The sequence below is a fragment of the Saccharothrix sp. genome (assembly GCF_031180885.1).
Classification (GTDB): Bacteria; Actinomycetota; Actinomycetes; order Mycobacteriales; family Pseudonocardiaceae; genus Actinosynnema.
Genome location: NZ_JAPSLK010000012.1, coordinates 1 through 22,224, shown reverse-complemented (window position 1 = coordinate 22,224; position 22,224 = coordinate 1). Strand labels below are relative to the sequence as shown.

Sequence of the window (22,224 nt, the reverse complement as noted above, 5' to 3'; positions counted from 1 at the left end):
GGCGTTCGTGGAGAATTGACCACCATGCCGCATGATCTTGTGTGCCCCGCACGCCTCCTCGAGACCGTCGCCGCTCCGCTCGACGCCACATCGGCGGACGCTCCGGAAATCACCCACGGGCTGCTGGTGCAGCGCGGCGACGCCGAACTGGTCGTGCGGGGCGAGAGTGAAGTCCGGTTCCCCGCGCCCTGGCCGCGCGGGTACGGGGCGGTGGCCGTGTCGCCGGCGGCGGACCTCGCGGTGTTCGCGGGCCTGCACGCGCTGCGGGCCGTGGACGCGACCGGCGCGGTGCGGTGGGAGGTCCGGCACGGCTGCTGGTCCACTGTCGTGTGCACGCAGGCTCACGCCTCGTTCGCCGAGTACGCCGACGACCGCAACCACGAGCACGCGGACACCGGCTCGGCCGCGTTCTCGCCGGACGGCAAGCTCGTGTGGGCGCACGTCCGCAACTACGACGGCGACGAGATCCGCGAGGAGTGGCTGGTCCTCGACTCGGCCGACGGCTCGGTGCTCGCCCGGGCCGACACCGGCACGGTCGGCTCGGACTCCTGGCACTTCCCCCTCCCCGACCCGACGCGCATGGCGCTGACCGTCGGCGAGGGCGAGGAGGACTCACCCGTCCTCATGGGGCGGCTGGACGGCGGGCAACTCGTCGTCGAGCGGTTCGCGGAGGAGGTGTTCCTCGCGATGAGCCCGTCCGGGGAACGCTTCCTCACCACCGATCCCGGCCAGTGGTCGGTGTACGTGCACCGGTCGGCGGACGGCGTGGAACTGGGCGAGTGGAAGTGCGACTCCGCCGTGCCGCCGCCGGCCGGGGACGACCGGGTGTTCTGGGACTACCAGGCGGGGTTCCCGCACGACGACGTCGCCGTGCTGGGCACCGGGTCGCACGCGCCCGAGCCGCGCCACTGGTGCGTCGACCCGACGACGATCACGGTGCGCGGCCGGATCGCCTACCCGTTCCCGATCTCGGGTCCTCCCTGGTCGGCGGGACCGGGCCGCTGGTACACCGTCGCCGCCGACGGTTCCGCCGTCCACTTCTGGGCCCTGGCCGACTGACGTCAGCGGACGCCCACGGCGGCGGCCAGGGCGCGCAGTTCGCCGCGCAGCCGCTCGGCGTCGTCGACGTCGACGCAGCCCGTGGAGACCCACACCGACAGCCCCTTGGTCTCGGGGAGGTTCAGGCGCAGGTCCGAGTTCTCGTCGACGGTCATGACGTAGCTGCGTTCATCCATCCCGGCGTCCTCGCGGATCTTCGCCTCGACCGCGGCGGCGGTGGTCGCGGGCAGATCGCGGCTCTCCAGGACGAGGTGCAGTTCGACGAGGTCGGGCGCGGGGCCGAGGATGCCGTTGCGGCGCTCGCACCGCCAGGTGCGGAAGTCGACGGCGACGCCGGGCAGGGTCTCGTAGTCGCGGAAGCCGGCGGCGAGGGTGCGCACCGCGGCGGAGGTCGCCTCGGTGGAGGCGGGCTTGCGGTAGGTGGACCGGTCCGTCAGCTCCACGCTCAGCAGCCCCGCGAACAGCGCCCACACCGAGAGCGCGCACGCGAGCAGGCCGCCGGGGACGCCGAGCCGGGGCGTGCAGTCGCGGGCGGGGTTGGTGCCGTCGAGGCCGTAGGTGGGCTCGACGTCCGGGCGGGCGGCGCGCAGGGCGTCGACAAACGCGCGCTGGCCGTAGGTGTCCCGCCACCGGGCGCGGAAGCGGCCGTGGTTCGTGTCGACCTCCACGACCTCGCGGGCGAACTTGGTCGAGTTCTGCGCGGCCACGATGAGCCCGATGACCAGCGAGTTCGGCAGCCAGAACGCGAGCCAGAACGGTTTGGCGGACACCCAGCCGGTGCGGGCGGAGGTGATCGAGTCGTAGGGCACGCGCAGGCCCGCCAGGACCAGCGCGTCCTCCTCGAAGACGGCGTACCGGGGCCACCGCAGGGCGTGGACGGCGGCGACCGCGGCGACGAGGAGGTCGGCGGCGGTGAGGAACCAGAAGAAGCTCCGCTCGGGCGTCTCGGTGATGCCCCAGATGTGCAGCGCGGCGAGCGCGAGGGCCACCGCGACGACGCCCCATGCCCACGAACCGGCTCTGGATAAGGGAATTCGTCGAGTCACACCGTGTCGACGCCTGGCACGCCACGACCGGTTCCGGCTACCGCCCGGAAACTTCCGCCCCTCGACGCGAAACTTCTCAACCGGCTCGCACGGAACGTCTCGACCCGTTCGCCGCGGACCGTTCGCCCGGCTCGCCGTCCGGTTGAACGGGGCCGGCCGTCTGGGGTAGCGGTGGGTCCGCGAGACGTCTACAGTGTCGTGGTATGCAATATATCAGTCGGGCGCTGTACCGTGACCAGGCGCTTTCCGCGATCCGCGACGCGATCCTGGGCGGTGACCTCGCGCCCGGCGAGGCGATCAAGGACGTCGAGCTGGCCGAACGCCTGGGGCTGTCCCGCACGCCGGTCCGCGAAGCGCTCGCCCGGCTGGCCGACGAGGGCCTGGTCGAGTCCAAGCCGCACAGCTACACCCGCGTCACGCCGCTGCGCACCGAACCCGTGCGCGACGCCCTCGCGGTCGTGCAGGCGATGCACGCCCTCGCCGCGCGCCTCGCCGTGCCGCGCATGCAGGACGCGGACCTGGCCGCGATGCGCACCGCCAACGCCCGGTTCGCCGCCGCGCTGGACGCCGAGGACGTGCCGGCGGCGCTCGCCGCGGACGACGAGTTCCACGGCGTCGCGGTCCGGTGCGCGGAGAACTTCGCCCTCGCGGCCACGATCGAGCGCTACACGCCCCTGGTGCGCCGGCTCGAACGACTGCGGTTCGCCGGTGCGCCCGGGCGGCACTCCGTGGTGATGCACGACGAGATCGTCGCCGCGTGCGCCGACGCCGACGCCGATTCCGCGGCGCGGCTGGTCGAGCGGAACTGGGCGACCCTGTTCGACCTGTTGGAGGAGAACTGACATGGCGCTGCGCGACTTCCCCCGCTACCCGCTGACCTTCGGCCCGTCGCCGGTGCACCCGCTGGAGCGGTTGACCAAGCACCTCGGCGGCGCGGCGGTGTGGGCCAAGCGGGAGGACTGCAACTCCGGGCTGGCCTACGGCGGCAACAAGACCCGCAAGCTGGAGTACCTGGTGGCCGACGCGCTGGCCACCGGGTGCGACACGCTGGTGTCCATCGGCGGCGTGCAGTCCAACCACACCCGCCAGGTCGCGGCCGCGGCGGCGCGGGCCGGGCTGAAGTGCGTGCTGGTGCAGGAGAGTTGGGTGGACTGGCCGGACGCGGTGTACGACCGGGTGGGCAACATCCTGCTCAGCCGGCTGATGGGCGCCGAGGTGCGGCTGGTGGAGGCGGGCTTCGGCATCGGTGTGAAACCCGCGTGGGAGCAGGCGATCGAGGACGTCCGCGCGGCCGGCGGCAAGCCGTACCCGATCCCGGCGGGGGCGTCGGACCACCCGTTGGGCGGCCTGGGGTTCGCCGGGTGGGCGGCGGAGGTCGAGCGGCAGGAGGTCGAGCTGGGCGTCCGGTTCGACACGATCGTGGTGTGCTCGGTGACCGGCAGCACGCAGGCCGGGATGGTCGCCGGGTTCGCGGGCACCGACCGGCGGATCATCGGGATCGACGCGTCGGCGGAGCCCTGCGACACGCGGGCGCAGATCACCCGGATCGCGCAGGCCACCGGCAAGCTGCTGGAGGTCGAGGTCGCCGAGTCGGACGTGGTGCTGGACGAGCGGTTCCACGAGGGCATCTACGGCGTGCCCGGTGAGTCCACCGTGGACGCGATGAAGCTCGGCGCGCGCCTCGAAGGCATGATCACGGACCCGGTGTACGAGGGGAAGTCGTTGGCGGGCTTGATCGAAATGGTGTCGTCCCGCGAGATCCCGCGCGACTCGACGGTCCTGTACGCCCACCTCGGCGGCCAGCCCGCGCTCAACGCGTACAGCAGCCTGTTCCGGTAGTCGCCCGAACAGGACGACGACCAACGCCGGGTGGCCACCAACGTCGAGCGGCTACCGGCATCGGGCGGCTACGGGCGCTGGACGGTCATCGGCGCCGGGCGGTCATCGGCGCCGGACGGTCGCCAACGCCGAACGGTCACCGGCGTCGGGCGGCTATTGGCGCCAGAGGTCGTGGGCGGTTCGGCCGGGGCGGAAGCCGTACGACTCGGCCATGGCGGCGGCCTCGTCGAAGCCGTGGCCGACGAGGGTGGGTTCGTGGGCGTCGCTGCCGAACGCGACCGCGTCGCCCCCGACCTCGTGCCACCAGCGGACGACATCGGTGTGCAGCGGCACCTTCGTGACCCCGGGAACCGCTCCCGACACCGCGCGACGCACTCCAGGTACCCCTCGACGTCGAGGTCGGGCGCTTCGAGGATGCCGTCGGGCCGCAACCTGACCCGGAAGTGCTCGGGCAGCCGCGGGACGATGTCGTCGGGGATGCGCCATGGCGTGAGGTCCGCGTGCTCGGTGAAGGCCACCGACGGCAACCCGACCTCGACGGCCCGCGCGCCGGACGCCTCCATCGAGCCGAGCACCGTGTCCCACGACCACTCGGTGTGCACGTGTCCGTCGCCGGGAAGATCCACAGCCCCCAATCCAAGCCGTCGGGAAAGGTCAGGCCCTGAGCCGGAGGCCCTTGGGCGTCGCGCGGAATCCCGCCTCCTGGAGGATTCCGGCGAGCCGGGAGCCGAGGGCGATCCCGCCGTCGGCGCGTTGGACCGCGAGTTGGCCCAGCCAGCCGTCGCGGACCGCCCTGCTCAACGCCTGCGCCGCCGCGCGCAGGACGTCGTCGTCCTCGCTGAACGACAGCAGGGAGCGGCCACCGCGTTCGACGTACAGCGTTGCCTGGCCGTCCACCAGGACCGTGAGGGCACCCGACTTGCGCGCCGGGCGGTGTTTGCCCTCACCCAGTGGGTCGGGCCAGGGCAAGGCCGCGCCGTACGGTTGGGCCGGGTCGGCGGCGGCCAGGACGACCGCCTCCGGCGTGCCCGTGTGCTCCTGGCCCGGCGGACGGGACAGGGCCCGCAGGCGGTCCACGGCTCCGCGCGCCGCGAACTGGGCCGCGCCCAGACCCTCGACCACGTAACCGCGCACCACCTGGCCGGACTCCTCCATCGCCCGCAACACCCGGTACACCCCGGAGAAGCCACCGGTCACTCGCTCGGTGTCCAGCGCGCCCCGGGTCAGCACGCCGTGCCGCTCCAGGAACGCCTCCGCCCGGGCGTGCGCGCGCCGGGTCGGGTCGGTCGCCGGGACCACGGCCGGCGACCACCGGCCGGCGACCGTGGGCGGACCGGTGCGGCTGGGCATGTCCGGTCGACCCGCGCGCATCCGCGCGTACCGGCCGCGCGGAGCGGCGCGCTTGGGTTTGTGCGCGGTGCCGCCGCCCGCCACCAGGGCGCGCAGCGGCGCCAACGTGTCGTTGGTGACGACGCCCGCCCACACCAGGTCCCACAGGGCGCCGACGACCTCGCCGTCGGTCGTCGGTCCCTGCAACGACACCCGGTCGACGACCTGGCGGAAGAACAGCGCCCCGCCCGCCAGCGCCTCGACCACGGCCCGGTGCAGCGGCGAGTCCGGCGCCGCCTCGGGCACCAGATCGGGCAGCAGCAGGTCGGCCACGTCCGCCGGCGCGAGCGCGATCCACCCGTCGCCGCCCGCCAGCGAACCGCACCCGGTCCACGTCACCTCGCCGGCCGCGGTCAGCTCGTCCAGCAGCGCCGGGTAGTAGCCGGGCAGCCGCGCGGGCAGGACCAGGGACTCCACCGCGCTGGCCGGCAGCGGCGCGCCGGCCAGTTGCTCGACCACCGCGTACACGTCGTCCACGGTCGGCGCGGCGCGCAGCCGCCGGCCCACGCCGTGCCACGCGGGCAGGAACCGGCCCAGCGCCTCCGGTTCCACCGGCTCGACCTCGGCCCGCAGCCGCGCCAGCGACGCCCGCCGCAACCGCCGCAGCACGTCGGCGTCGCAGTACTCGGTGTGCGTGCCGCCCGGCCGCAGTTCGCCGCGCACCAGCCGTCCGGTGGCCGCCATGCGCTCCAGCACACCGGTCACCACCGCGACGCCCAGCCCGAACCGCTCCGCCGCCTGCGCCGCGGGGAACGGCCCGTGTGTTCGCGCGTACCGGGCGAGCAGGTCGCCCAACGGGTCGGCCACCGGCTCGGTGAACGCCTCCGGCACGCCCACCGGCAGCGCCACGCCCAACGCGTCCCGCACCCGGCCCGCGTCCTCGATGGCCAGCACCCGGTCCTCGCCCGCGATGCGCACCCGGATCGCCCGTCGCGCCGACACCAGCTCGGCCAGCCACTCCGGCCGCACCCCGCGCTGCGCCGCCTCCGCCTCGGACAGGTCGCCCAGGAACCGCAGCAGGTCGGCCGCGCCCTCCACGTCCCGGGCGTGCCGGTCGGGTGTCAGCCGTTGCAGCGACCGCTCGACCTCCTCGACCACCTCCGGGTCCAGCAACTCCCGGATGGCCTCGGACCCCAGCAGCTCCGCGAGCAGCGCGGAGTCCAGCGACAGCGCCGCCGCCCGCCGCTCCGCCAGCGGCGCGTCCACCTCGTACAGGAACATCCCGACGTAGCCGAACAGCAGGCTGCGCGCGAACGGCGACGGCGCCGGAGTCTCCACCTCCACCACGCGCACCCGCCGCGCCCGCACGTCCGCCATCAGCTCGCGGAGACCGGGCACGTCGTACACGTCCTGGAGGACCTCGCGCATCGCCTCCAGGACCACCGGGAAGCTCTCGTACTTCGCCGCCACGGACAGCAGTTGCGCCGCCCGCTGCCGCTGCTGCCACAGCGGTGTCCGGCGCTTCGGGTCGCGCCGGGGCAGCAGCAGCGACCGGGCCGCGCACTCCCGGAACCGGGCCGCGAACACCGCCGACCCGCCGACCTCGGCGACCACGACCTGCTCGACCTCCTCGGGGTCGAGCAGCACGTCCTCCGCGCCCGCCACCACCTGCGCGCCGTCGAGGTCCACCGCGTCCGGGAGCCGCACCACGATCCCGTCGTCGGAGTGCGCCGCCTGCACCTCGATGCCGCGCCGCTCGCGCAGCCGGGCCGCGATCGCCAACGCCCACGGCGCGTTGACCTGCGCCCCGAACGGCGAGTGCACCACCAGCCGCCAGTCGCCCAGCTCGTCCCGGAACCGCTCCACCAGCACGGTCCGGTCGTTGGGCACGTGGCGGGTGGCTTCGCGCTGCTCGCCCAGGTAGGCGAGCAGGTTGGACGTGGCCCACTCGTCCAGCCCGGCGTCCGCGGCCCGCGCCGCCGCGGTCTCGTTGTCCATCGTGGACACTTCGCGGAGGAACTTCCCCAGCGCCCGCCCCAGTTCCAGCGGACGACCCGGCGCGTCGCCCTTCCAGAACGGCATGCGCGCGGGCTGCCCCGGCGCGGGCACCACGATCACCCGGTCGTGGGTGATGTCCTCGACCCGCCAGGACGACGTGCCGAGCAGGAACGTGTCGCCCACCCGCGACTCGTACACCATCTCCTCGTCCAGCTCGCCCACCCGCGAGCCCGGACCGCGTTCCGACGGCGGTGTCATCACCGCGAACAGACCGCGGTCGGGGATGGTGCCGCCGGACGTGACCGCCAGCCGCTGCGACCCCGGCCTGCCGCGCAGCTCGCCGGTGATCCGGTCCCACGTGATGCGCGGGCGCAGCTCCCCGAACTCCTCGCTCGGGTACCGGCCCGCGAGCATGTCCAGCACCGCCTGGAGAGCTGACTCGGGCAGCGCGGCGAACGGCGCCGCCCGCCGCACCAACCCGGCCAGTTCCTCGACGGTCCACGGCTCCATCGCCGTCATCGCCACCACGTGCTGCGCCAGCACGTCCAACGGGTTGCGCGGGTACCGCACGGCTTCGATCGCGCCGTCCCGCATCCGCTCCGCGACCACCGCGCACGACACCAGGTCGCCCCGGAACTTCGGGAACATCACCCCGCGCGACACCGCGCCCACCTGGTGCCCGGCGCGGCCGACCCGCTGCAGCCCGGACGCGACCGTGGGCGGCGCCTCGACCTGCACCACCAGGTCGACCGCGCCCATGTCGATGCCCAGTTCCAGCGAGGACGTGGCCACCACGCACGGCAGCCGCCCCGACTTCAGCTCCTCCTCCACCACGGTCCGCTGCTCGCGCGACATCGAGCCGTGGTGCGCGCGGGCGATCGTCGCCGACCGCTGGGTGGTCAGCCCGGACTGCCCGATCGCCTCCGCCGGGAACCGGTCCTGCTCCAGTTCCGCGGCCTCCTCCGCCAGCTCGTTGAGCCGCGCGGTGAGCCGTTCGGCCAGCCTGCGCGAGTTGGCGAACACGATCGTGGACCGGTGCTCCCGGACCAGGTCGAGGATGCGCTGCTCGACCGACGGCCAGATCGACGCCCGCTGCTCCGCGCCCGCCGCCGACCCGGACACCTCGCCGGTGGGCTCGCCCAGCGCCGACATGTCCTCGATCGGGACCTCGACCTCCACCTCGACGGTCTTCGCGGTCCTGGGCTGCACGACCTTCACCGGCCGGCCGCCGGCGAGGAACGCGCTCACCTCCTCGACCGGTCGGACCGTGGCCGACAGCCCGATCCGCTGGGCGGGCCGCTCCAGCAGCGCGTCCAGCCTTTCGAGTGACAGCGCGAGGTGCGCGCCGCGCTTGGTGCCCGCGACAGCGTGGACCTCGTCGACGATCACCGTCTCCACCCCGCGCAGCGACTCGCGGGCCGAGGAGGTGAGGATGAGGAACAGCGACTCCGGCGTGGTGACCAGCACGTCCGGCGGGCGGCGGGCGAACGCCCGGCGGTCCTCGGCCGGGGTGTCGCCGGTGCGCATGCCGACCGTGATGGACGGTTCGGGCAGGGACAGGCGGTGGGCCGCCTGCCGGATGCCCGCCAGCGGTGCCCGGAGGTTGCGCTCCACGTCGACGGCCAGGGCTTTCAGCGGGGAGACGTAGAGGACGCGGCAGCGTTTCTTGGGGTCGTCCGGCGGCGGCGTGGAGGCCAGCCGGTCGAGGGCCCAGAGGAAAGCGGCGAGCGTCTTGCCGGAGCCGGTGGGTGCGATGACCAGGGCGTGCTCGCCCGCCGCGGCGGCCTCCCAGGCGCCCACCTGTGCCGAGGTGGGTGCCTCGAAGGCCCCGGCGAACCACTGCCGGGTCGCGGGCGAGAAATCGGCCTGGACATCCATGGCAACCATCTTGAACCAGGGGTACGACAATTTTCGGTTGTGGCACGATCAGCGCGGTTCTGACCAAAGGGGTGACTGTGCGAGTCCTGTCCATCGACCTGGGCACTTCCAACACCGTCGCGGTGCTCGCCGCGCACGGCAGGCCGCCCCGGGTTGTCGAGGTGGACGGGTCCGCCACCATGCCCTCGGCCGTCTACTGCGAGGAGGACGGCTCGCTGGTCGTGGGCCGGGACGCCGAGCGGCGCGCCCGACTCGACCCCTCGCGGTTCGAGCCCAACCCCAAGCGGCGGGTCGACGACGGGATGCTGCTGCTGGGCGACAACGTCGTCCCGGTCACCGACGCGCTGGCCGCCGTGCTGCGCCGCGTGCTGGAGGAGACCACCCGCCAGCTCGGCGGCGAGCCCCTCGACGAGGTCCGCCTGACCCACCCCGCGCAGTGGGGTCCCACGCGCCGCAACGTGCTGCTGTCCGCGGCCCGCCTGGCGGGCGTGACCTGCGACATCGCGCCGGTGCCCGAACCGGTCGCCGCCGCCTCGCACTACGCCTCGCTGGCCGTGGGCCAGGCGCTGGCCGTCTACGACCTGGGCGCGGGCACGTTCGACGTCGCCATCGTCGGCGCCACCCAGAACGGGTTCACCGTGCTCGCCGAGGACGGCCTGCCCGACCTGGGCGGCCTCGACGTCGACCAGGCGCTGCTGGAGCACGTGGGCCGCCAGGTGTCCCATCGCGACCCGGCGGGCTGGCAGCGGCTGCTGCGCCCGGAGACCACGGCCGACCGTCGCGCACGCCGCGCTCTTCAAGAGGACGTGCGGGCCGCTAAGGAGTCCCTGTCCCGGCATGCGCACACCGAGGTGCCGATGCCGGAGCCGTTCGAGGACGTGCTGGTCAACCGGTCGGACCTGGAGGCGCTGATCCGCCCCAGCATGTTGCGCAGCGTGGAGCTGCTGGCGGCCACGATCCGCGCCACCGGCATGGCCCCCAACCAGCTCGCGGGCATCTACCTGGTCGGCGGGTCGAGCCGGATCCCGCTGGTGGCGACGATGATCGCCGAGCAGGTGCGGGTGGTGCCGACCAGCCTGGACCAGCCGGAGACCGCCGTCGCGCTGGGCGCGCACCACGTGCCCAAGGACGGCATCACGCCGCGCTCCAAGGACCCGGTGAAGGTGTCCAACGAGCCGCCCACGGTGGTCACCAAGCCGGTGACCGGCCCGACCCCGGTCCAGAGCCCGCCCCGGAACCCGGCGCAGAGCGGCCCGAACCCCGTGGTCAGCGGCCCGTACCAGGTGAACCCGGGCGTCAGTGGGCCGTACCAGGTCAACCCCGCGGTGAGCGGCCCCTACCAGGTGAACCCGGCGGTCAGCGGGCCGTACCAGGTGCCGCAGCAGTTCAACTTCCCGAGCGTGTCCCCGCGCGCTCAAGAGAAGAAGCCGGGCAAGAACGTCTACATCGCGGTCGGCGCGGCCGTGGTGCTGGTGCTCGCCGTGATCGGCGGGATCTTCGTGCTCAACGGTCCCGGTGAGCTGAGCGCGCAAGACTGCAAGAACGACACCGCTAAAGACGACAAGGGCTTCACCGAGTGCCTGCGCCGGCTCGCGGGCACGATCCCGGACACCAGCACGTGCAAGGCGGGTGGTTCGGCGGGCGTGTCGGGCATCGCCGAGATCAAGGGCACGGTGGTGAGCTGCGCCCTCAAGGACGACTACTCGGTGCAGTACGTGCTCACCGAGACCGTCACGGGCGCGCAGCAGAGCGCGGACGCGTTGGCGCGCTCTTTGAAGACGGACATGGTCGAAGCGGAGTGGGGCGGCAACGGCCTCAAGGGCAAGTACCGGGCCACCGCGAACGGCGGCGTGGGGCTGCTCGCGTTCACCGCGAACGACCTTCCGCTGCTGGGCATCGTGACCAAGAGCAGCGGTGACGACGTGAGCGCCGACAACGTGGCCGACTTCTTCGAAAACACCGTTCAGCCTGGTACCTGACCCGGACGGGGGCTGCCCCGCCACCCGCCGCCCTGGCACGATCCATGATCATGACCGGGGTGGAGGTGGTGCAGCGCCGGGTGCTCCGCGTGCTGGCGGCCACCCAGGTGCTGGGCGCCGCGGGCGTCACCATCGGCCTCGCGGTGTCGACGCTGCTCGCCGCCGGGCTGTCGGACTCCGACGCCGTGGGCGGCCTGGCGCAGACCGCGGCCGTGGTCGGCGCGGCGGTGTTCGCGGTGCCCGCGGCCCGGGTCGCCGCACGGCACGGACGCCGGCCGGCGCTGGTCTTCGGCTACGTCGCGGGCGCGGTGGGCGCGGTGCTGGCGGCGTGCGCGGTGGTGCTCCGGTCGTGGCACGTGTTGCTGCCCGCCCTGGTCCTGTTCGGGGCCGCGACCAGCGCGAACCTCGCCGCCCGGTACGCCGGCGCGGACCTGGCCGACCCGCGCAAGCGGGCGCGGTCGGTGGCCGTCGTGGTGTGGGCGGCGACGTTGGGCGCGGTCGTCGGGCCGAACCTGGCCGACCCCGCCGGGCGGTTCGCGGTGGCCGTCGGCCTGCCCGTCGGCTCAGGGCCTTACCTGCTGTCGGCGGTGCTGTTCGGGCTGGCCGCCCTGGTGGTGGCGCGGTTGCTGCGCCCGGACCCGCTGGTGCTGGCGCGGGAGGCCGTGGTGCCCGCGCACTGCGCAGGGGGAGCGGGGGGCACACGGGGGTCCGGCGCCGTGTGGCGGTCGCTGCCCGCGGGCGCGAAGCTCGCGTTGGGCGGGATCACGCTGTGCCACACGGCGATGGTGGGGCTCATGTCGATGACACCCGTGCACATGGACCACGCCGGGTCGTCGCTGCGTGTCGTCGGGATGGTCATCAGCCTGCACGTGGCCGCCATGTACATCGCGAGCCCGTTGTTCGGGTGGATGGCGGACCGGTTGGGCCGGGTCTCCGTGCTGGCGATCGGCGCGGCGCTGGTGGTGGCCGCGTCGGGCATCGCGGGCATGGCGCCCGCGCACGACGCGCCGCAGCTCGGGGCCGGGTTGGCGTTGCTGGGTTTCGGCTGGTCGGCGGGCCTGGTCGCGGGGTCGGCGCTGCTCACCGAGTCAGTGGCGGTGACCGATCGGCCCGCCGCGCAAGGACTGTCCGACCTGTGCATGAACATCGGTGGCGCTATAGGTGGTGTCGCGGCGGGCGTAGTGGTGACGGCGTGGTCTTATGCCGCGTTGGGGCTCGTGGTGGGGTTCACCGCGTTGCCGCTGTTGGCGGTGTGCCTGTTCGCGTCGATGCAGCGGGTGCGTTGATCAGCGGTTGCGGTTGTGCCACCAGGCGCGCAGACCCACCACGAGCGCGGCGACCAGGCTCGCGAAGATGAGGATCTGGCCGATCGGCGACGACAGGCCGGTGGGGTCTTCCATAGGTCGAGGTTAGCGCGCGGCGGCGGCGAACTCCCGGACCCGACCCGTCTCGCCCGCCGTGCGCCAGACCAGCCCCCATTCGACGTCCGGCACGTCGACCAGCGGCAGGAAGGCGATCTTCGGGGGGACGAGGTCGGCGACGGCGGGGGCAGGGAGACACCGGTCGAGGTGCGCCGCCCGCTGGTCCAGGCGAAGGTCCGGGAACTGGTCGCGGCGGGCGGGACGGTGCTGCGCGAGGACTCGATCGACGGCGTCCCCGACCACGTGGTGATGGCGGACCCGGAGGGCAACGAGTTCTGCGTGATCTAGCGGTTCACCTGGAGGACCAGGTCTTCGGCGGCCAGGTCGTGGCCGTCGTCGGCTCGGACCTGCACGCGCACGGGCGCCCCTGACGTGTCGACCACGCGCAGGGGTGCGCCGTCGGATTGGAGGTGGCGGTCGCCCCACTGCATCAGGGCGAGGACGGTGGGCAGGAGGTCCCGGCCCATCTCGGTGAGCGCGTACTCGTGCCGCGTGCGCTGTCCGGGCTCCCGGTAGGGGCGCTTCTCGAACACGCCGAGGTCGACCAGTTCGCGCAGCCTGGCCGCCGCCGACGCCTCGGTGACGCCCACACGGGTGGCGAAGTCGTGGAAGCGGGTGGTGCCGTAGAAGGCCTCGCGGAGCAGGAGGACGGCGGTGCGGTTGCCGATCACGTCCATCGCCTTGCCGATCGAGCACCGCGTGGCCTGCCAGCGGTCCCGGTCGGCCAGCGGACCGTCCAAGGTCATGGCCATGAGATCCAGGCTACCACCTGGCTTGTTGTCGCTATAGCCAGATCGATAACCGTGGTGTTATGGATCAGTGCGGTTTCGGTCGTTGTCCGGTTCGACCACTACCGGCTGCTGGACCGGGTGCAGCGCGGGCAGGCCGACCCGGCCGAGATCCGGGCCTCGCGGGACCGCTTCGACAACCACTACGTCGACAGTCCCGCGTGGCGGGCCGCGCGCTAGCCTGGGGCCGATGCGCAACACGGTGTTCCGCAAGTTGATGGCGAACGAGTTCGGCGAGGTCCGGGCGGAGATGGTGGCCAGGGACCACGTCCTGTCCGCCCTCGGCGGCCGGACCCCGGACCAGGCGTTGGACGCGGGCGTGCCGGCCAAGGAGATCTGGCTCGCCGTCTGCGACGCCTTCGACGTGCCGGAACACCGCCGGTGACCCGGCGTGTCGGACAGGCGGTCGAACACCTGTTCGGCTATAGTGCCCAGCACGACCGGGTGACGAAACCCCGCAGGTGACCCGGCCCCGCCGAAAAATGTCGTACCCCGCCCGTAACGTCGGCCCCGACATCGCAACGGCGACCCAGCAGACTTCGACGAGGTGGACTCCAGATGGCACAGGCACCCGACCGGGACAAGGCCCTCGAACTGGCCCTGGCCCAGATCGACAAGCAGTTCGGCAAGGGCTCGGTCATGCGGCTCGGCGAGGAAGGCCGCGCCCCGATCGAGGTGATCCCCACCGGCGCGATCGCGCTCGACGTCGCGCTCGGCATCGGCGGCCTGCCCCGCGGCCGCGTCGTGGAGATCTACGGCCCGGAGTCGTCCGGTAAGACGACGGTGGCGCTGCACGCGGTGGCCAACGCGCAGCGCAACGGCGGCATCGCGGCGTTCATCGACGCGGAGCACGCGCTGGACCCCGACTACGCCCGCAAGCTCGGCGTCGACACCGACGCGCTGCTGGTCTCCCAGCCCGACACCGGCGAGCAGGCGCTGGAGATCGCGGACATGCTGGTCCGCTCCGGCGCGCTGGACATCCTGGTGGTCGACTCGGTGGCCGCGCTGGTGCCGCGCGCCGAGATCGAGGGCGAGATGGGCGACAACCACGTCGGCCTCCAGGCCCGCCTGATGAGCCAGGCGCTGCGCAAGATCACCGGTGCGCTCAACGCGTCCAACACCACGGCGATCTTCATCAACCAGCTGCGCGAGAAGATCGGCGTGATGTTCGGCTCGCCGGAGACCACGACCGGTGGCAAGGCGCTGAAGTTCTACGCGTCGGTGCGCCTGGACGTGCGGCGCATCGAGACCCTGAAGGACGGCGGCGAGCCGGTCGGCAACCGGACCCGGGTCAAGGTCGTCAAGAACAAGGTCGCGCCGCCGTTCAAGCAGGCCGAGTTCGACATCCTCTACGGCGTGGGCATCTCGCGCGAGGGCTCGCTCATCGACATGGGCGTGGACCAGGGCATCCTGCGCAAGTCCGGCGCCTGGTACACCTACGAGGGCGACCAGCTGGGGCAGGGCAAGGAGAACGCGCGGAAGTTCCTGCGCGAGAACCCGGACGTGGCCAACGAGATCGAGAAGCGGATCAAGGAGAAGCTCGGCATCGGGGCGACCCTCGAAGCCGACGACACCGCGCCCGCGCCGGTCGAGTTCTGAGGCTGAGCGGCCGGCACCGGGTGCGCGGTGCCGGCGGTGGGAGGCATGAGCGGTGCCGCGCGGATGCCGGCGGTGGCGTGCGGGTGCCCGCGGTGGGGCGGGTGCCGGCGGTGTCGCGCAGTGTGCCGTGCCGGCGGTGGCGTGTGTGGCGGTGGGGAGGCGTGAGCTGTGACTGACGGGTCGTCCGGTGGCCGGGGGCGGTTCGGCGGCTCCCGGCGGCGTGGTCGGTCGGCCGAGGGGGCTGAGGGCTCTCCGGAGTCGGCCGCGCCGGTGGACCCGGTCAAGGAGCAGCGCAAGGCCACCGACATCTGCTACGCGTTGTTGACCGCTCGGGCCCGGACCCGCGTGGAGCTGAAGGACGCCCTGCTGCGCAAGGGCATCCGCGAGGAGACGGCCGAACTGGTGCTCGGCAAGTTCGACCGGGCCGGGTTGATCGACGACGCCGCGTTCGCCGAGGTGTGGGTGCGGTCGCGGCACACCCACCAGGGGCTGGGGCGGCGGGCGCTGGTGCAGGAGTTGCGGCGCAAGGGCGTGGCCGACGAGGTCGCGGCCGAGGCGCTGGCGGCGGTGGACGACGAGGCGGAGCAGGAGCGGGCACGGGAGTTGGTGCGCAAGAAGTTGCGCACCATGTCCGGTGTGGACGAGCAGGCGAAGCTGCGTCGGCTGGTGGCCGCGTTGGCGCGCAAGGGGTACGCCGAGGGCATGGCGTACCGGGTGGTGCGCGACGAGCTGAAGGCCGACGTCGAGGACTACCTGCCGGACTGACCGGGGTCAGGCGCCGGGCTGACCGGGCGCCGGGCTGACCGGGCGCCGGGCTGACCGGGCGCCGGGCTGACCGGGCGCCGGGCTGACCGGGCGCCGGGCTGACCGGGCGCCGGGCTGACCGGGCGCCGGGCTGACCGGGCGCCGGACTGGCTGGGCACCGGGGCTGGCCAGGTGTCGGGCTGACCGGGCGCCGGGGGCTAGCTGGGCGCTGGACTGGCCGGGTGCCGGACTGGACGGGGAGTCAGTCGCCGGATTGGCCGGTCAGGCGCCAGAACTGGCGCTTGCGGTCGTCGCGCACGACCACGCCCAGGCGGGCGAGTTCGGTGCGCAGCTCGCGGACGTCCTCGTCATCGCGCTTCTTCAACGCCTTGGCGCGGGCCTTGAGCAGGGCGTTCGCGGCCGGGGGCAGGCCGGGCATGTCCTCGACCCAGCGGCGGAAGTCGTCGCGGTGCGGGTCGGCGTCCAGCCACGGGTAGCCGTGGCGCTGGAAGGCGTCGGCCACCGCGTCGGCGGGCAGGTCGTGGGACTCGCGGGCCAACTCCTCCGAGGAGCGACCGAGCACGACGAGTTTCTTGTGGTCGAGGAAGGCCGCGGAGACCTCGGTGCGGTCGAAGGTGTGGGACTTGCCCCGGCTGGTCAGCGTGACGGCCTCGTCGGACAGTTCGACGGTGAGGCGCTCGTGCGCGGCCCAGGCGGCGATGAACAGGCCGACCGCCGCGCCGACGGCCAGGGCAACCAGCGTCCCCCACGGCTCCGGGATGGAGTCAATCAGCGTCAGCGGACCGCGGAACGGTATCCACGGCAGGGACAACAGCCACCCCGCCGCCGCCCGCACGCCCCACAGCAGACCCGCGCCGACGATCGGAAAGCCCGCCCACACCAGGCCGACCTGCCAGCCGGGTTCGGCGACCGTGGTCGTCCGCATGTCCCCCCACCCCTCCCCGAGTGCGGTCCAAACCTATCGCAGCGCGCATGGCAGGCTGGGCGGAACCGGGACCGTGGGGGGAATGCGCGTGAAGCACGTGGTGTGGGACTGGAACGGGACGCTGCTCGACGACACGCACGCCGTGCTGCACGCGGTGAACCAGGTGTGCGGTCGGTACGGCCGGGCCGCGCTGACCCTGGAAGAGTGGCGCGCGGTGTTCAGCCGGCCGTTGATCGCCTGCTACGAAGGCGTGTTGGGCCGGGCGCTGTCCGAACAGGACTGGGCCGACATCGACCTCGTCTACCACGTCGAGTACCGGGCGCTGCTGGACACGTGCGGCCTGGCGGTGGGCGTGCCCGACCTGCTGCGCACGTGGTCCGGGACGCAGTCGCTGCTGTCGATGTGGTTCCACGACGAACTGGTGCCGCTGGTCGAGCGGATGGGCCTGACCGGTCTGTTCACCCGGATCGACGGCCTGCGGGTGGACGTGGGCGGCGGGTCGAAGGCCGAGCACCTGGCCGAGCACCTGGAGCACCAGGGGCTCGACCCGCGGGACGTCGTGGTGATCGGTGACGTGGTGGACGACGCCGAGGCCGCGCGGCACGTCGGTGCGCAGGCCGTGCTGGTGACCACGGGTGTGGGGGAGCGGCGGAGGTTGGCGGCGACCGGGATGCCGGTGGTCGACTCGATCCCCGAAGCCCTCGCCCTCATCGCCTGACCCACGCGCACGGGGACCCGGGGCGGCCGGCGGGTCCGAGCGGACTCGAACGGCGGGTCGGCGCGCGGTGCGGGCGCCACCGCGGTCGGCGGCGCCCGCACCAGCCGTCAGAGGGCGGCGGCGGCCTTGGCCAGGGACTCGATGCGGGCCCAGTCGCCGGTGGCCAGGGCGTCCTTCGGGGTCAGCCAGGAGCCGCCGACGCAGCCCACGTTGGGCAGCGCCAGGTACTTCGGCGCGGTCTCCGGGGTGATGCCGCCGGTCGGGCAGAAGCGCAGGCCGGGCAGCGGACCGCCGATGGACTTGAGGTAGTCCGCGCCGCCCGCGGCCTCGGCCGGGAAGAACTTCAGGGCCGTCAGGCCGCGCTCGGCGAGCTTCATGGCCTCCGACACGGTCGCCGCGCCCGGCAGGAACGGCAGGCCGGTGTCCTCCACCGCGTCCAGCACCCGGTCCGTCGAACCCGGCGTGACCAAGAACGACGCCCCGGCCTTCAACGCCTGCTCGGCGTGCTCCGGCGCGGTGACCGTGCCCGCGCCCAGCACGATGTCCGGCACCTCCGCCGCGATCCGCTCGATGGCAGGCAGCGCGGCGGGCGTGCGCAGGGTCAGCTCGATGACCCGGATGCCCCCGCGCAGCAGCGCCTGCGCCAGCGGCACGGCGTGGGCCGCGTCGTCCAGCACGACGACGGGGATGACGGGGGACAGCTCCAGCAGGTCCTTGCTGGTGGTCACCGACTCACCTCCTGGTTCAACTGGCCCGCGAAGTGCGAGGCCGCGATCGGTCCGAACACGCTGGCGCCCCGGTCGGCCGGTCCGACCGCCCGGCGCAGCGCGCCGAACAGCTCCCGGCCGGTGCCCGACCACGCCTGGGCGTCCGGCGGGAAGTCCACCAGGTCGCGCGCGGCCAGCTCCGCCGGGTCCACGAGCGCCTCCAGCGTGCCGGTCTCGGCGTCCACCCGCAGCACGTCGCCGTCGCGCACCCGCGCCAGCGGACCGCCCACGGCGGCCTCGGGCGTGACCTGGATCGCGGCCGGGACCTTGCCCGACGCGCCCGACATCCGGCCGTCGGTGACCAGCGCGACGTTGAAGCCCCGGTCCATCAGCACGCCCAGGCCCGGGGTCAGCTTGTGCAGCTCGGGCATCCCGTTGGCCTGCGGACCCTGCTGCCGCACCACGACCACGACGTCCCGGTCCAGCTCACCGGCCTTGAAGGCGGCGCTGAAGTCCTCCTGCGAGGTGAACACCCGCGCCGGCGCCTCCACCACCCGGTGCTCCGGCTGCACCGCGGACACCTTGATCACCGCGCGACCCAGGTTGCCCGACAGCATCCGCAGCCCGCCGTCGGCCGCGAACGGGTCCGACACCGGCCGCAGCACGTCGGTGTCCAGCGAGTGGTCCGGGCCGTTTCGCCAGGTCAGCGCGCCCTCGATGAGCACCGGCTCCTGCCGGTAGCGGTTGAGGCCGAAGCCCGCCACGGTGTGCACGTCCTCGTGCAGCAGACCCGCGTCCAGCAGCGTCGAGACCAGGAACTGCACGCCGCCGGCGGCCTGGAAGTGGTTGATGTCCGCGCTGCCGTTGGGGTAGACGCGGGCCAGCAGCGGCACCACCGAGGACAGGTCGGCGAAGTCGTCCCAGCTCAGCTCGATGCCGGCGGCGGAGGCGATGGCCACCAGGTGCATGGTGTGGTTGGTCGACCCGCCGGTCGCCAGCAGCGCGATCACGCCGTTGACCACGGCCTTCTCGTCCACGACCCGGCCGATCGGGGTGTACTCGTCACCCCGGCTGATCTCCACGGCCCGGCGCGCGGCCTCCTCGGTGAGCGCGCGGCGCAGCTTCGTGCCCGGCGGGACGAAGCTCGCGCCCGGCAGGTGCAGGCCCATGACCTCGACGACGAGCTGGTTGGAGTTGGCCGTGCCGTAGAACGTGCAGGTCCCGGGGCTGTGGTAGGACGCGGCCTCGGCTTCGAGCAGGTTCTCCCGGGTCGCCTTGCCCTCGGCGAACAGCTGCCGGACCCGCGCCTTCTCCTTGTTCGGCAGGCCCGACGCCATCGGCCCGGCGGGGATCAGGATCGCGGGCAGGTGCCCGAACGACAGCGCGCCGATCAGCAGGCCCGGCACGATCTTGTCGCACACCCCGAGCAGCACGGTCGCGTCGAACATGTCGTGCGACAGCGCGATCCCGGTCGCCATCGCGATCACGTCCCGGCTGAACAGGGACAGCTCCATGCCCGCGCGGCCCTGCGTGATGCCGTCGCACATCGCCGGCACCCCGCCGGCGAACTGCGCGACCCCGCCTTGAGCCCGGGCCGCGTCCTTGATCCACGCGGGGTACTCGTGCATCGGCTGGTGCGCGGACAGCATGTCGTTGTACGCCGACACGATGGCCAGGTTCGGGCGACGGAGCGCACGCAGCGCCTCCTTGTCGCCACCCGTGATGCCCGCGAAACCGTGCGCGAAGTTGGAGCACGCGAGGTCGCGGCGGACCGGGCCCTCGGTGTGGGCCGCGGCGAGTTTGTCGAGGTAGGCGGACCGACCGGCGGCGCTGCGGGCGGCGATACGAGCCGTCACTTCGGCGACGACGGGATGCACGCTCATGGTTCGCTGTCTCCCGGGGTGGTGATCACGGGCCGTGGTGGGGCCCGGTGGGACGGCAGCGCTGGCGTCGCACGGACGGACGTGACAGCACGCACACTATGTCACGACACATGATCGTCACAAAAACGATTCAGTGGGTGAGACGCGACGCGGCGACTTGTGGTGCTTGTCACAAGCGCCTGGAGCGGGCAGAGTCGGCACACGGACCCCCAAGGGAGGTGCTGACCATGACGGCCTCGGAGATCGTGGAACTGCGCCGCGTGCTCGGCCAGCTTCGCCAGTGCGTCGGTTCGCTGCGGTCGCGGTACGGCGACGTCGCGGCCGTGCAGCGGCTCGCGAACGACGTCGAGCGGATGGACATCGACGCGACGGAGCTGCTCGACCTGGACAGCACACCCCGGCAGCGCGAGGCGCCCCGGGTCGAGCGGGAGGTCGTCGTCGTGCCCGACACGCCGTACGACCCGAAGCTCTGGCACGACGCCGACGACGAAGGTCTGGGTGGCTACCGCCACACCTGAGCCCGACGCAGGCCGGCCCCCGCGATCTCGACGCGGGGGCCGGCTTCGGTTTTTCCGTGAACATTCCCGTCCCCGCCACAGCGAAGTGGAACCGAGGTGAGGTATGAGGGCGCAGATCGCCCAGCGCACGTTGCGGACGGACCGGTGGTGGCTACCGCCGCTGGTCACGTTCACCGGCCTGCTGCTGATCTCGATCTACGCGGCGGTGCGCACGTTCATGGGCGACTTCTACTGGGTCGACGAGTACCGGTACCTGACGCCCATGTACTCACCGTGCCTGAGCGAGGAGTGCCTCCCGGCGGCCGCGCACTTCGGCCGACCGCTGCCCGAGCTGCCCGGGTTCCTGACGCCCCCGGTGGTGATCATCCCGTTCCTGCTCGGGTTCCGGGTCACCTGCTACTACTACCGCAAGGCCTACTACCGCGCGGCCTGGCTGTCCCCGCCCGCGTGCGCCGTCGCCGAGCCGCACGGCAAGTACACCGGTGAGACCAAGTTCCCGCTGATCGCGCAGAACCTGCACCGGTACTTCTTCTACGCCGCCTCGATCCTGCTGCTCATCAACATCTTCGACGCGTTCTACGCGCTGAGCACCGGGCTCGGGCTGGGCAACATCGTGCTGCTGGTGAACGTGGCGCTGCTGGGCGCGTACACGTTGTCGTGCCACTCGTGCCGGCACATCGCGGGCGGGCGGCTCAAGCACTTCTCCAAGCACCCGGCGCGGTACTGGATGTGGACGCAGATCTCCAAGCTGAACGCCAAGCACATGCAGCTGGCCTGGGCGTCGCTGATCTTCGTCTGCGTGACCGACCTGTACGTCGCGCTGGTCGCGTCCGGTGCCATCTCCGACCTTCGCATCATCAACTGAGGAGCCTGTTTTGCCCGAGGTGGAACGGCATTCGTTCGACGTGCTCGTGATCGGCGCCGGTGGCGCGGGTCTGCGGGCGGCGATCGAGGCCAGGGAGCACGGGATGCGCACGGCGGTGCTGTGCAAGTCGTTGTTCGGCAAGGCGCACACGGTGATGGCCGAGGGCGGCATCGCCGCGGCGATGGGGAACGTCAACTCCAACGACAGCTGGCAGGTGCACTTCCGGGACACCATGCGCGGCGGGAAGTTCCTCAACAACTGGCGCATGGCCGAGTTGCACGCCAAGGAAGCCCCGGACCGCGTGTGGGAGCTGGAGACCTACGGCGCGCTGTTCGACCGCACCAAGGACGGCCGGATCAGCCAGCGCAACTTCGGCGGCCACGAGTACCCGCGCCTGGCGCACGTCGGCGACCGGACCGGGCTGGAGCTGATCCGGTCGTTGCAGCAGAAAGTCGTGTCGCTGCAACAGGAGGACTTCGCGGCGACCGGCGACTACGAGTCCCGGTTGAAGGTCTTCCAGGAGTTCACCGTCACCGACCTGGTCCAGGACGACGGGGCGGTCGCCGGCGCGTTCGGCTACTGGCGCGAGTCCGGCCGGTTCGTGCTGTTCGAGGCGCCCGCGGTGGTGCTGGCGACCGGCGGCATCGGCAAGTCGTTCAAGGTGACGTCGAACTCGTGGGAGTACACCGGTGACGGGCACGCGCTGGCGCTGCGCGCCGGGGCGTCGCTGATCAACATGGAGTTCATCCAGTTCCACCCGACCGGCATGGTGTGGCCGCCGTCGGTGAAGGGCATCCTGGTCACCGAGTCGGTCCGCGGCGACGGCGGCGTGCTGCGCAACTCCGACGGCAAGCGGTTCATGTTCGACTACATCCCCGAGGTGTTCAAGGACAAGTACGCCGACAAC

At 72.8% G+C, this 22,224-nt stretch carries 20 protein-coding genes and 1 pseudogene; 14 read left to right on the top strand and 7 right to left on the bottom strand.

Features of this window, described 5'->3' with window-relative positions; translation table 11 throughout:
- Nucleotides 1-24 precede the first annotated feature (24 nt).
- On the top strand, nt 25-1,059 hold the full coding sequence (locus RIN75_RS16890; RefSeq protein WP_309112886.1) for a hypothetical protein: 1,035 nt from the start codon (nt 25-27) through the stop codon (nt 1,057-1,059).
- Between the two features lie 2 nt (nt 1,060-1,061).
- Here RIN75_RS16890 and RIN75_RS16885 read toward each other — a convergent pair whose 3' ends face one another.
- Nucleotides 1,062-2,048, bottom strand: a complete 987-nt coding sequence (locus tag RIN75_RS16885) for a hypothetical protein (RefSeq protein ID WP_309112885.1) — start codon at nt 2,046-2,048, stop codon at nt 1,062-1,064.
- 260 nt (nt 2,049-2,308) lie between these two features.
- Between RIN75_RS16885 and RIN75_RS16880 the strand changes: the two genes are divergently transcribed.
- Nucleotides 2,309-2,947, top strand: coding sequence for a GntR family transcriptional regulator (locus tag RIN75_RS16880; RefSeq protein ID WP_309112884.1), 639 nt, complete (start codon nt 2,309-2,311; stop codon nt 2,945-2,947).
- Between the two features lies 1 nt (nt 2,948).
- On the top strand, nt 2,949-3,944 hold the full coding sequence (locus RIN75_RS16875) for a 1-aminocyclopropane-1-carboxylate deaminase (protein WP_309112883.1): 996 nt from the start codon (nt 2,949-2,951) through the stop codon (nt 3,942-3,944).
- Between the two features lie 153 nt (nt 3,945-4,097).
- Here RIN75_RS16875 and RIN75_RS16870 read toward each other — a convergent pair whose 3' ends face one another.
- Together RIN75_RS16870 and RIN75_RS16865 are read right to left on the bottom strand one after the other, a co-directional pair.
- Entirely contained in the window at nt 4,098-4,277 is a 180-nt protein-coding gene (locus RIN75_RS16870) for a hypothetical protein (RefSeq protein ID WP_309112882.1), read from the bottom strand.
- Between the two features lie 321 nt (nt 4,278-4,598).
- On the bottom strand, nt 4,599-9,149 hold the full coding sequence (locus RIN75_RS16865; protein WP_309112881.1) for an ATP-dependent helicase: 4,551 nt from the start codon (nt 9,147-9,149) through the stop codon (nt 4,599-4,601).
- A 77-nt stretch (nt 9,150-9,226) separates the two neighbouring features.
- Here RIN75_RS16865 and RIN75_RS16860 point away from each other — a divergent pair, with 77 nt between their 5' ends.
- The 3 genes from RIN75_RS16860 (at nt 9,227) to RIN75_RS16850 (ending at nt 12,837) form a co-directional block, all read left to right on the top strand.
- Nucleotides 9,227-11,128 (top strand): Hsp70 family protein, encoded by a 1,902-nt coding sequence (locus RIN75_RS16860; RefSeq protein ID WP_309112880.1) that lies wholly within the window; start codon nt 9,227-9,229, stop codon nt 11,126-11,128.
- A gap of 50 nt (nt 11,129-11,178) precedes the next feature.
- A complete protein-coding gene (locus RIN75_RS16855) occupies nt 11,179-12,414 on the top strand; it encodes an MFS transporter (RefSeq protein ID WP_309112879.1) in 1,236 nt (411 codons plus the stop codon).
- A gap of 75 nt (nt 12,415-12,489) precedes the next feature.
- A complete protein-coding gene (locus RIN75_RS16850) occupies nt 12,490-12,837 on the top strand; it encodes a VOC family protein (protein WP_309113042.1) in 348 nt (115 codons plus the stop codon).
- On the opposite strand, the gene RIN75_RS16845 is transcribed toward RIN75_RS16850, so the two are convergent.
- Nucleotides 12,834-13,301: a helix-turn-helix domain-containing protein gene (locus RIN75_RS16845; protein ID WP_309112878.1), complete on the bottom strand. Its 468-nt coding sequence runs from the start codon at nt 13,299-13,301 to the stop codon at nt 12,834-12,836. The two genes, RIN75_RS16850 and RIN75_RS16845, sit on opposite strands and share 4 nt — an antisense overlap.
- A gap of 81 nt (nt 13,302-13,382) precedes the next feature.
- On the opposite strand from RIN75_RS16845, the pseudogene RIN75_RS16840 reads away from it, so the two are divergent.
- The 4 genes and pseudogenes from RIN75_RS16840 to RIN75_RS16825 all read left to right on the top strand — a co-directional run.
- Nucleotides 13,383-13,517: pseudogene (locus RIN75_RS16840) on the top strand (cupin domain-containing protein); the annotation flags it as partial.
- A 10-nt stretch (nt 13,518-13,527) separates the two neighbouring features.
- The gene (locus tag RIN75_RS16835; protein ID WP_309112877.1) at nt 13,528-13,722 is read left to right on the top strand and encodes a DUF3046 domain-containing protein; all 195 of its coding nucleotides are present in this window, start codon (nt 13,528-13,530) and stop codon (nt 13,720-13,722) included.
- 173 nt (nt 13,723-13,895) lie between these two features.
- A complete protein-coding gene (gene recA, locus RIN75_RS16830; protein ID WP_121221829.1) occupies nt 13,896-14,936 on the top strand; it encodes a recombinase RecA in 1,041 nt (346 codons plus the stop codon).
- A gap of 270 nt (nt 14,937-15,206) precedes the next feature.
- The gene (locus RIN75_RS16825; RefSeq protein ID WP_309113041.1) at nt 15,207-15,701 is read left to right on the top strand and encodes a regulatory protein RecX; all 495 of its coding nucleotides are present in this window, start codon (nt 15,207-15,209) and stop codon (nt 15,699-15,701) included.
- A gap of 241 nt (nt 15,702-15,942) precedes the next feature.
- Here the strand turns inward: RIN75_RS16825 and RIN75_RS16820 are convergent, their stop codons facing one another.
- Complete coding sequence (locus RIN75_RS16820; protein WP_309112876.1) at nt 15,943-16,626, bottom strand: hypothetical protein; 684 nt, start codon at nt 16,624-16,626, stop codon at nt 15,943-15,945.
- An 82-nt stretch (nt 16,627-16,708) separates the two neighbouring features.
- Here RIN75_RS16820 and RIN75_RS16815 point away from each other — a divergent pair, with 82 nt between their 5' ends.
- Nucleotides 16,709-17,344, top strand: coding sequence for an HAD family hydrolase (locus tag RIN75_RS16815; protein WP_309112875.1), 636 nt, complete (start codon nt 16,709-16,711; stop codon nt 17,342-17,344).
- Nucleotides 17,345-17,451: 107 nt separating this feature from the next.
- On the opposite strand, the gene eda is transcribed toward RIN75_RS16815, so the two are convergent.
- Together eda and edd are read right to left on the bottom strand one after the other, a co-directional pair.
- A complete protein-coding gene (eda, locus tag RIN75_RS16810) occupies nt 17,452-18,072 on the bottom strand; it encodes a bifunctional 4-hydroxy-2-oxoglutarate aldolase/2-dehydro-3-deoxy-phosphogluconate aldolase (RefSeq protein ID WP_309112874.1) in 621 nt (206 codons plus the stop codon).
- Nucleotides 18,069-19,934 carry a phosphogluconate dehydratase gene (gene edd / locus RIN75_RS16805; protein ID WP_309112873.1) on the bottom strand — a complete coding sequence of 622 codons (1,866 nt, stop codon included), beginning with the start codon at nt 19,932-19,934 and terminating at the stop codon, nt 18,069-18,071. The genes eda and edd overlap by 4 nt, the downstream gene beginning before the upstream one ends.
- A gap of 227 nt (nt 19,935-20,161) precedes the next feature.
- Between edd and RIN75_RS16800 the strand changes: the two genes are divergently transcribed.
- The 3 genes from RIN75_RS16800 to RIN75_RS16790 all read left to right on the top strand — a co-directional run.
- Nucleotides 20,162-20,452: a hypothetical protein gene (locus tag RIN75_RS16800; RefSeq protein WP_309112872.1), complete on the top strand. Its 291-nt coding sequence runs from the start codon at nt 20,162-20,164 to the stop codon at nt 20,450-20,452.
- Nucleotides 20,453-20,555: 103 nt separating this feature from the next.
- Entirely contained in the window at nt 20,556-21,317 is a 762-nt protein-coding gene (locus RIN75_RS16795; RefSeq protein WP_309112871.1) for a hypothetical protein, read from the top strand.
- A gap of 10 nt (nt 21,318-21,327) precedes the next feature.
- On the top strand, nt 21,328-22,224 hold an 897-nt coding region (locus tag RIN75_RS16790; protein WP_309112870.1), incomplete at its 3' end, for an FAD-binding protein.

Coding starts and splice junctions, on each gene's coding strand:
- RIN75_RS16890 (WP_309112886.1), top strand. CDS start 25: ATGCCGCATGATCTTGTGTGCCCCGCACGCCTCCTCGAGACCGTCGCC.
- RIN75_RS16880 (WP_309112884.1), top strand. CDS start 2,309: ATGCAATATATCAGTCGGGCGCTGTACCGTGACCAGGCGCTTTCCGCG.
- RIN75_RS16875 (WP_309112883.1), top strand. CDS start 2,949: ATGGCGCTGCGCGACTTCCCCCGCTACCCGCTGACCTTCGGCCCGTCG.
- RIN75_RS16865 (WP_309112881.1), bottom strand. CDS start 9,149: ATGGATGTCCAGGCCGATTTCTCGCCCGCGACCCGGCAGTGGTTCGCC.
- RIN75_RS16855 (WP_309112879.1), top strand. CDS start 11,179: ATGACCGGGGTGGAGGTGGTGCAGCGCCGGGTGCTCCGCGTGCTGGCG.
- RIN75_RS16845 (WP_309112878.1), bottom strand. CDS start 13,301: ATGGCCATGACCTTGGACGGTCCGCTGGCCGACCGGGACCGCTGGCAG.
- RIN75_RS16835 (WP_309112877.1), top strand. CDS start 13,528: ATGCGCAACACGGTGTTCCGCAAGTTGATGGCGAACGAGTTCGGCGAG.
- recA (WP_121221829.1), top strand. CDS start 13,896: ATGGCACAGGCACCCGACCGGGACAAGGCCCTCGAACTGGCCCTGGCC.
- RIN75_RS16820 (WP_309112876.1), bottom strand. CDS start 16,626: ATGCGGACGACCACGGTCGCCGAACCCGGCTGGCAGGTCGGCCTGGTG.
- RIN75_RS16815 (WP_309112875.1), top strand. CDS start 16,709: ATGCGCGTGAAGCACGTGGTGTGGGACTGGAACGGGACGCTGCTCGAC.
- edd (WP_309112873.1), bottom strand. CDS start 19,934: ATGAGCGTGCATCCCGTCGTCGCCGAAGTGACGGCTCGTATCGCCGCC.
- RIN75_RS16800 (WP_309112872.1), top strand. CDS start 20,162: ATGACGGCCTCGGAGATCGTGGAACTGCGCCGCGTGCTCGGCCAGCTT.
- RIN75_RS16795 (WP_309112871.1), top strand. CDS start 20,556: ATGAGGGCGCAGATCGCCCAGCGCACGTTGCGGACGGACCGGTGGTGG.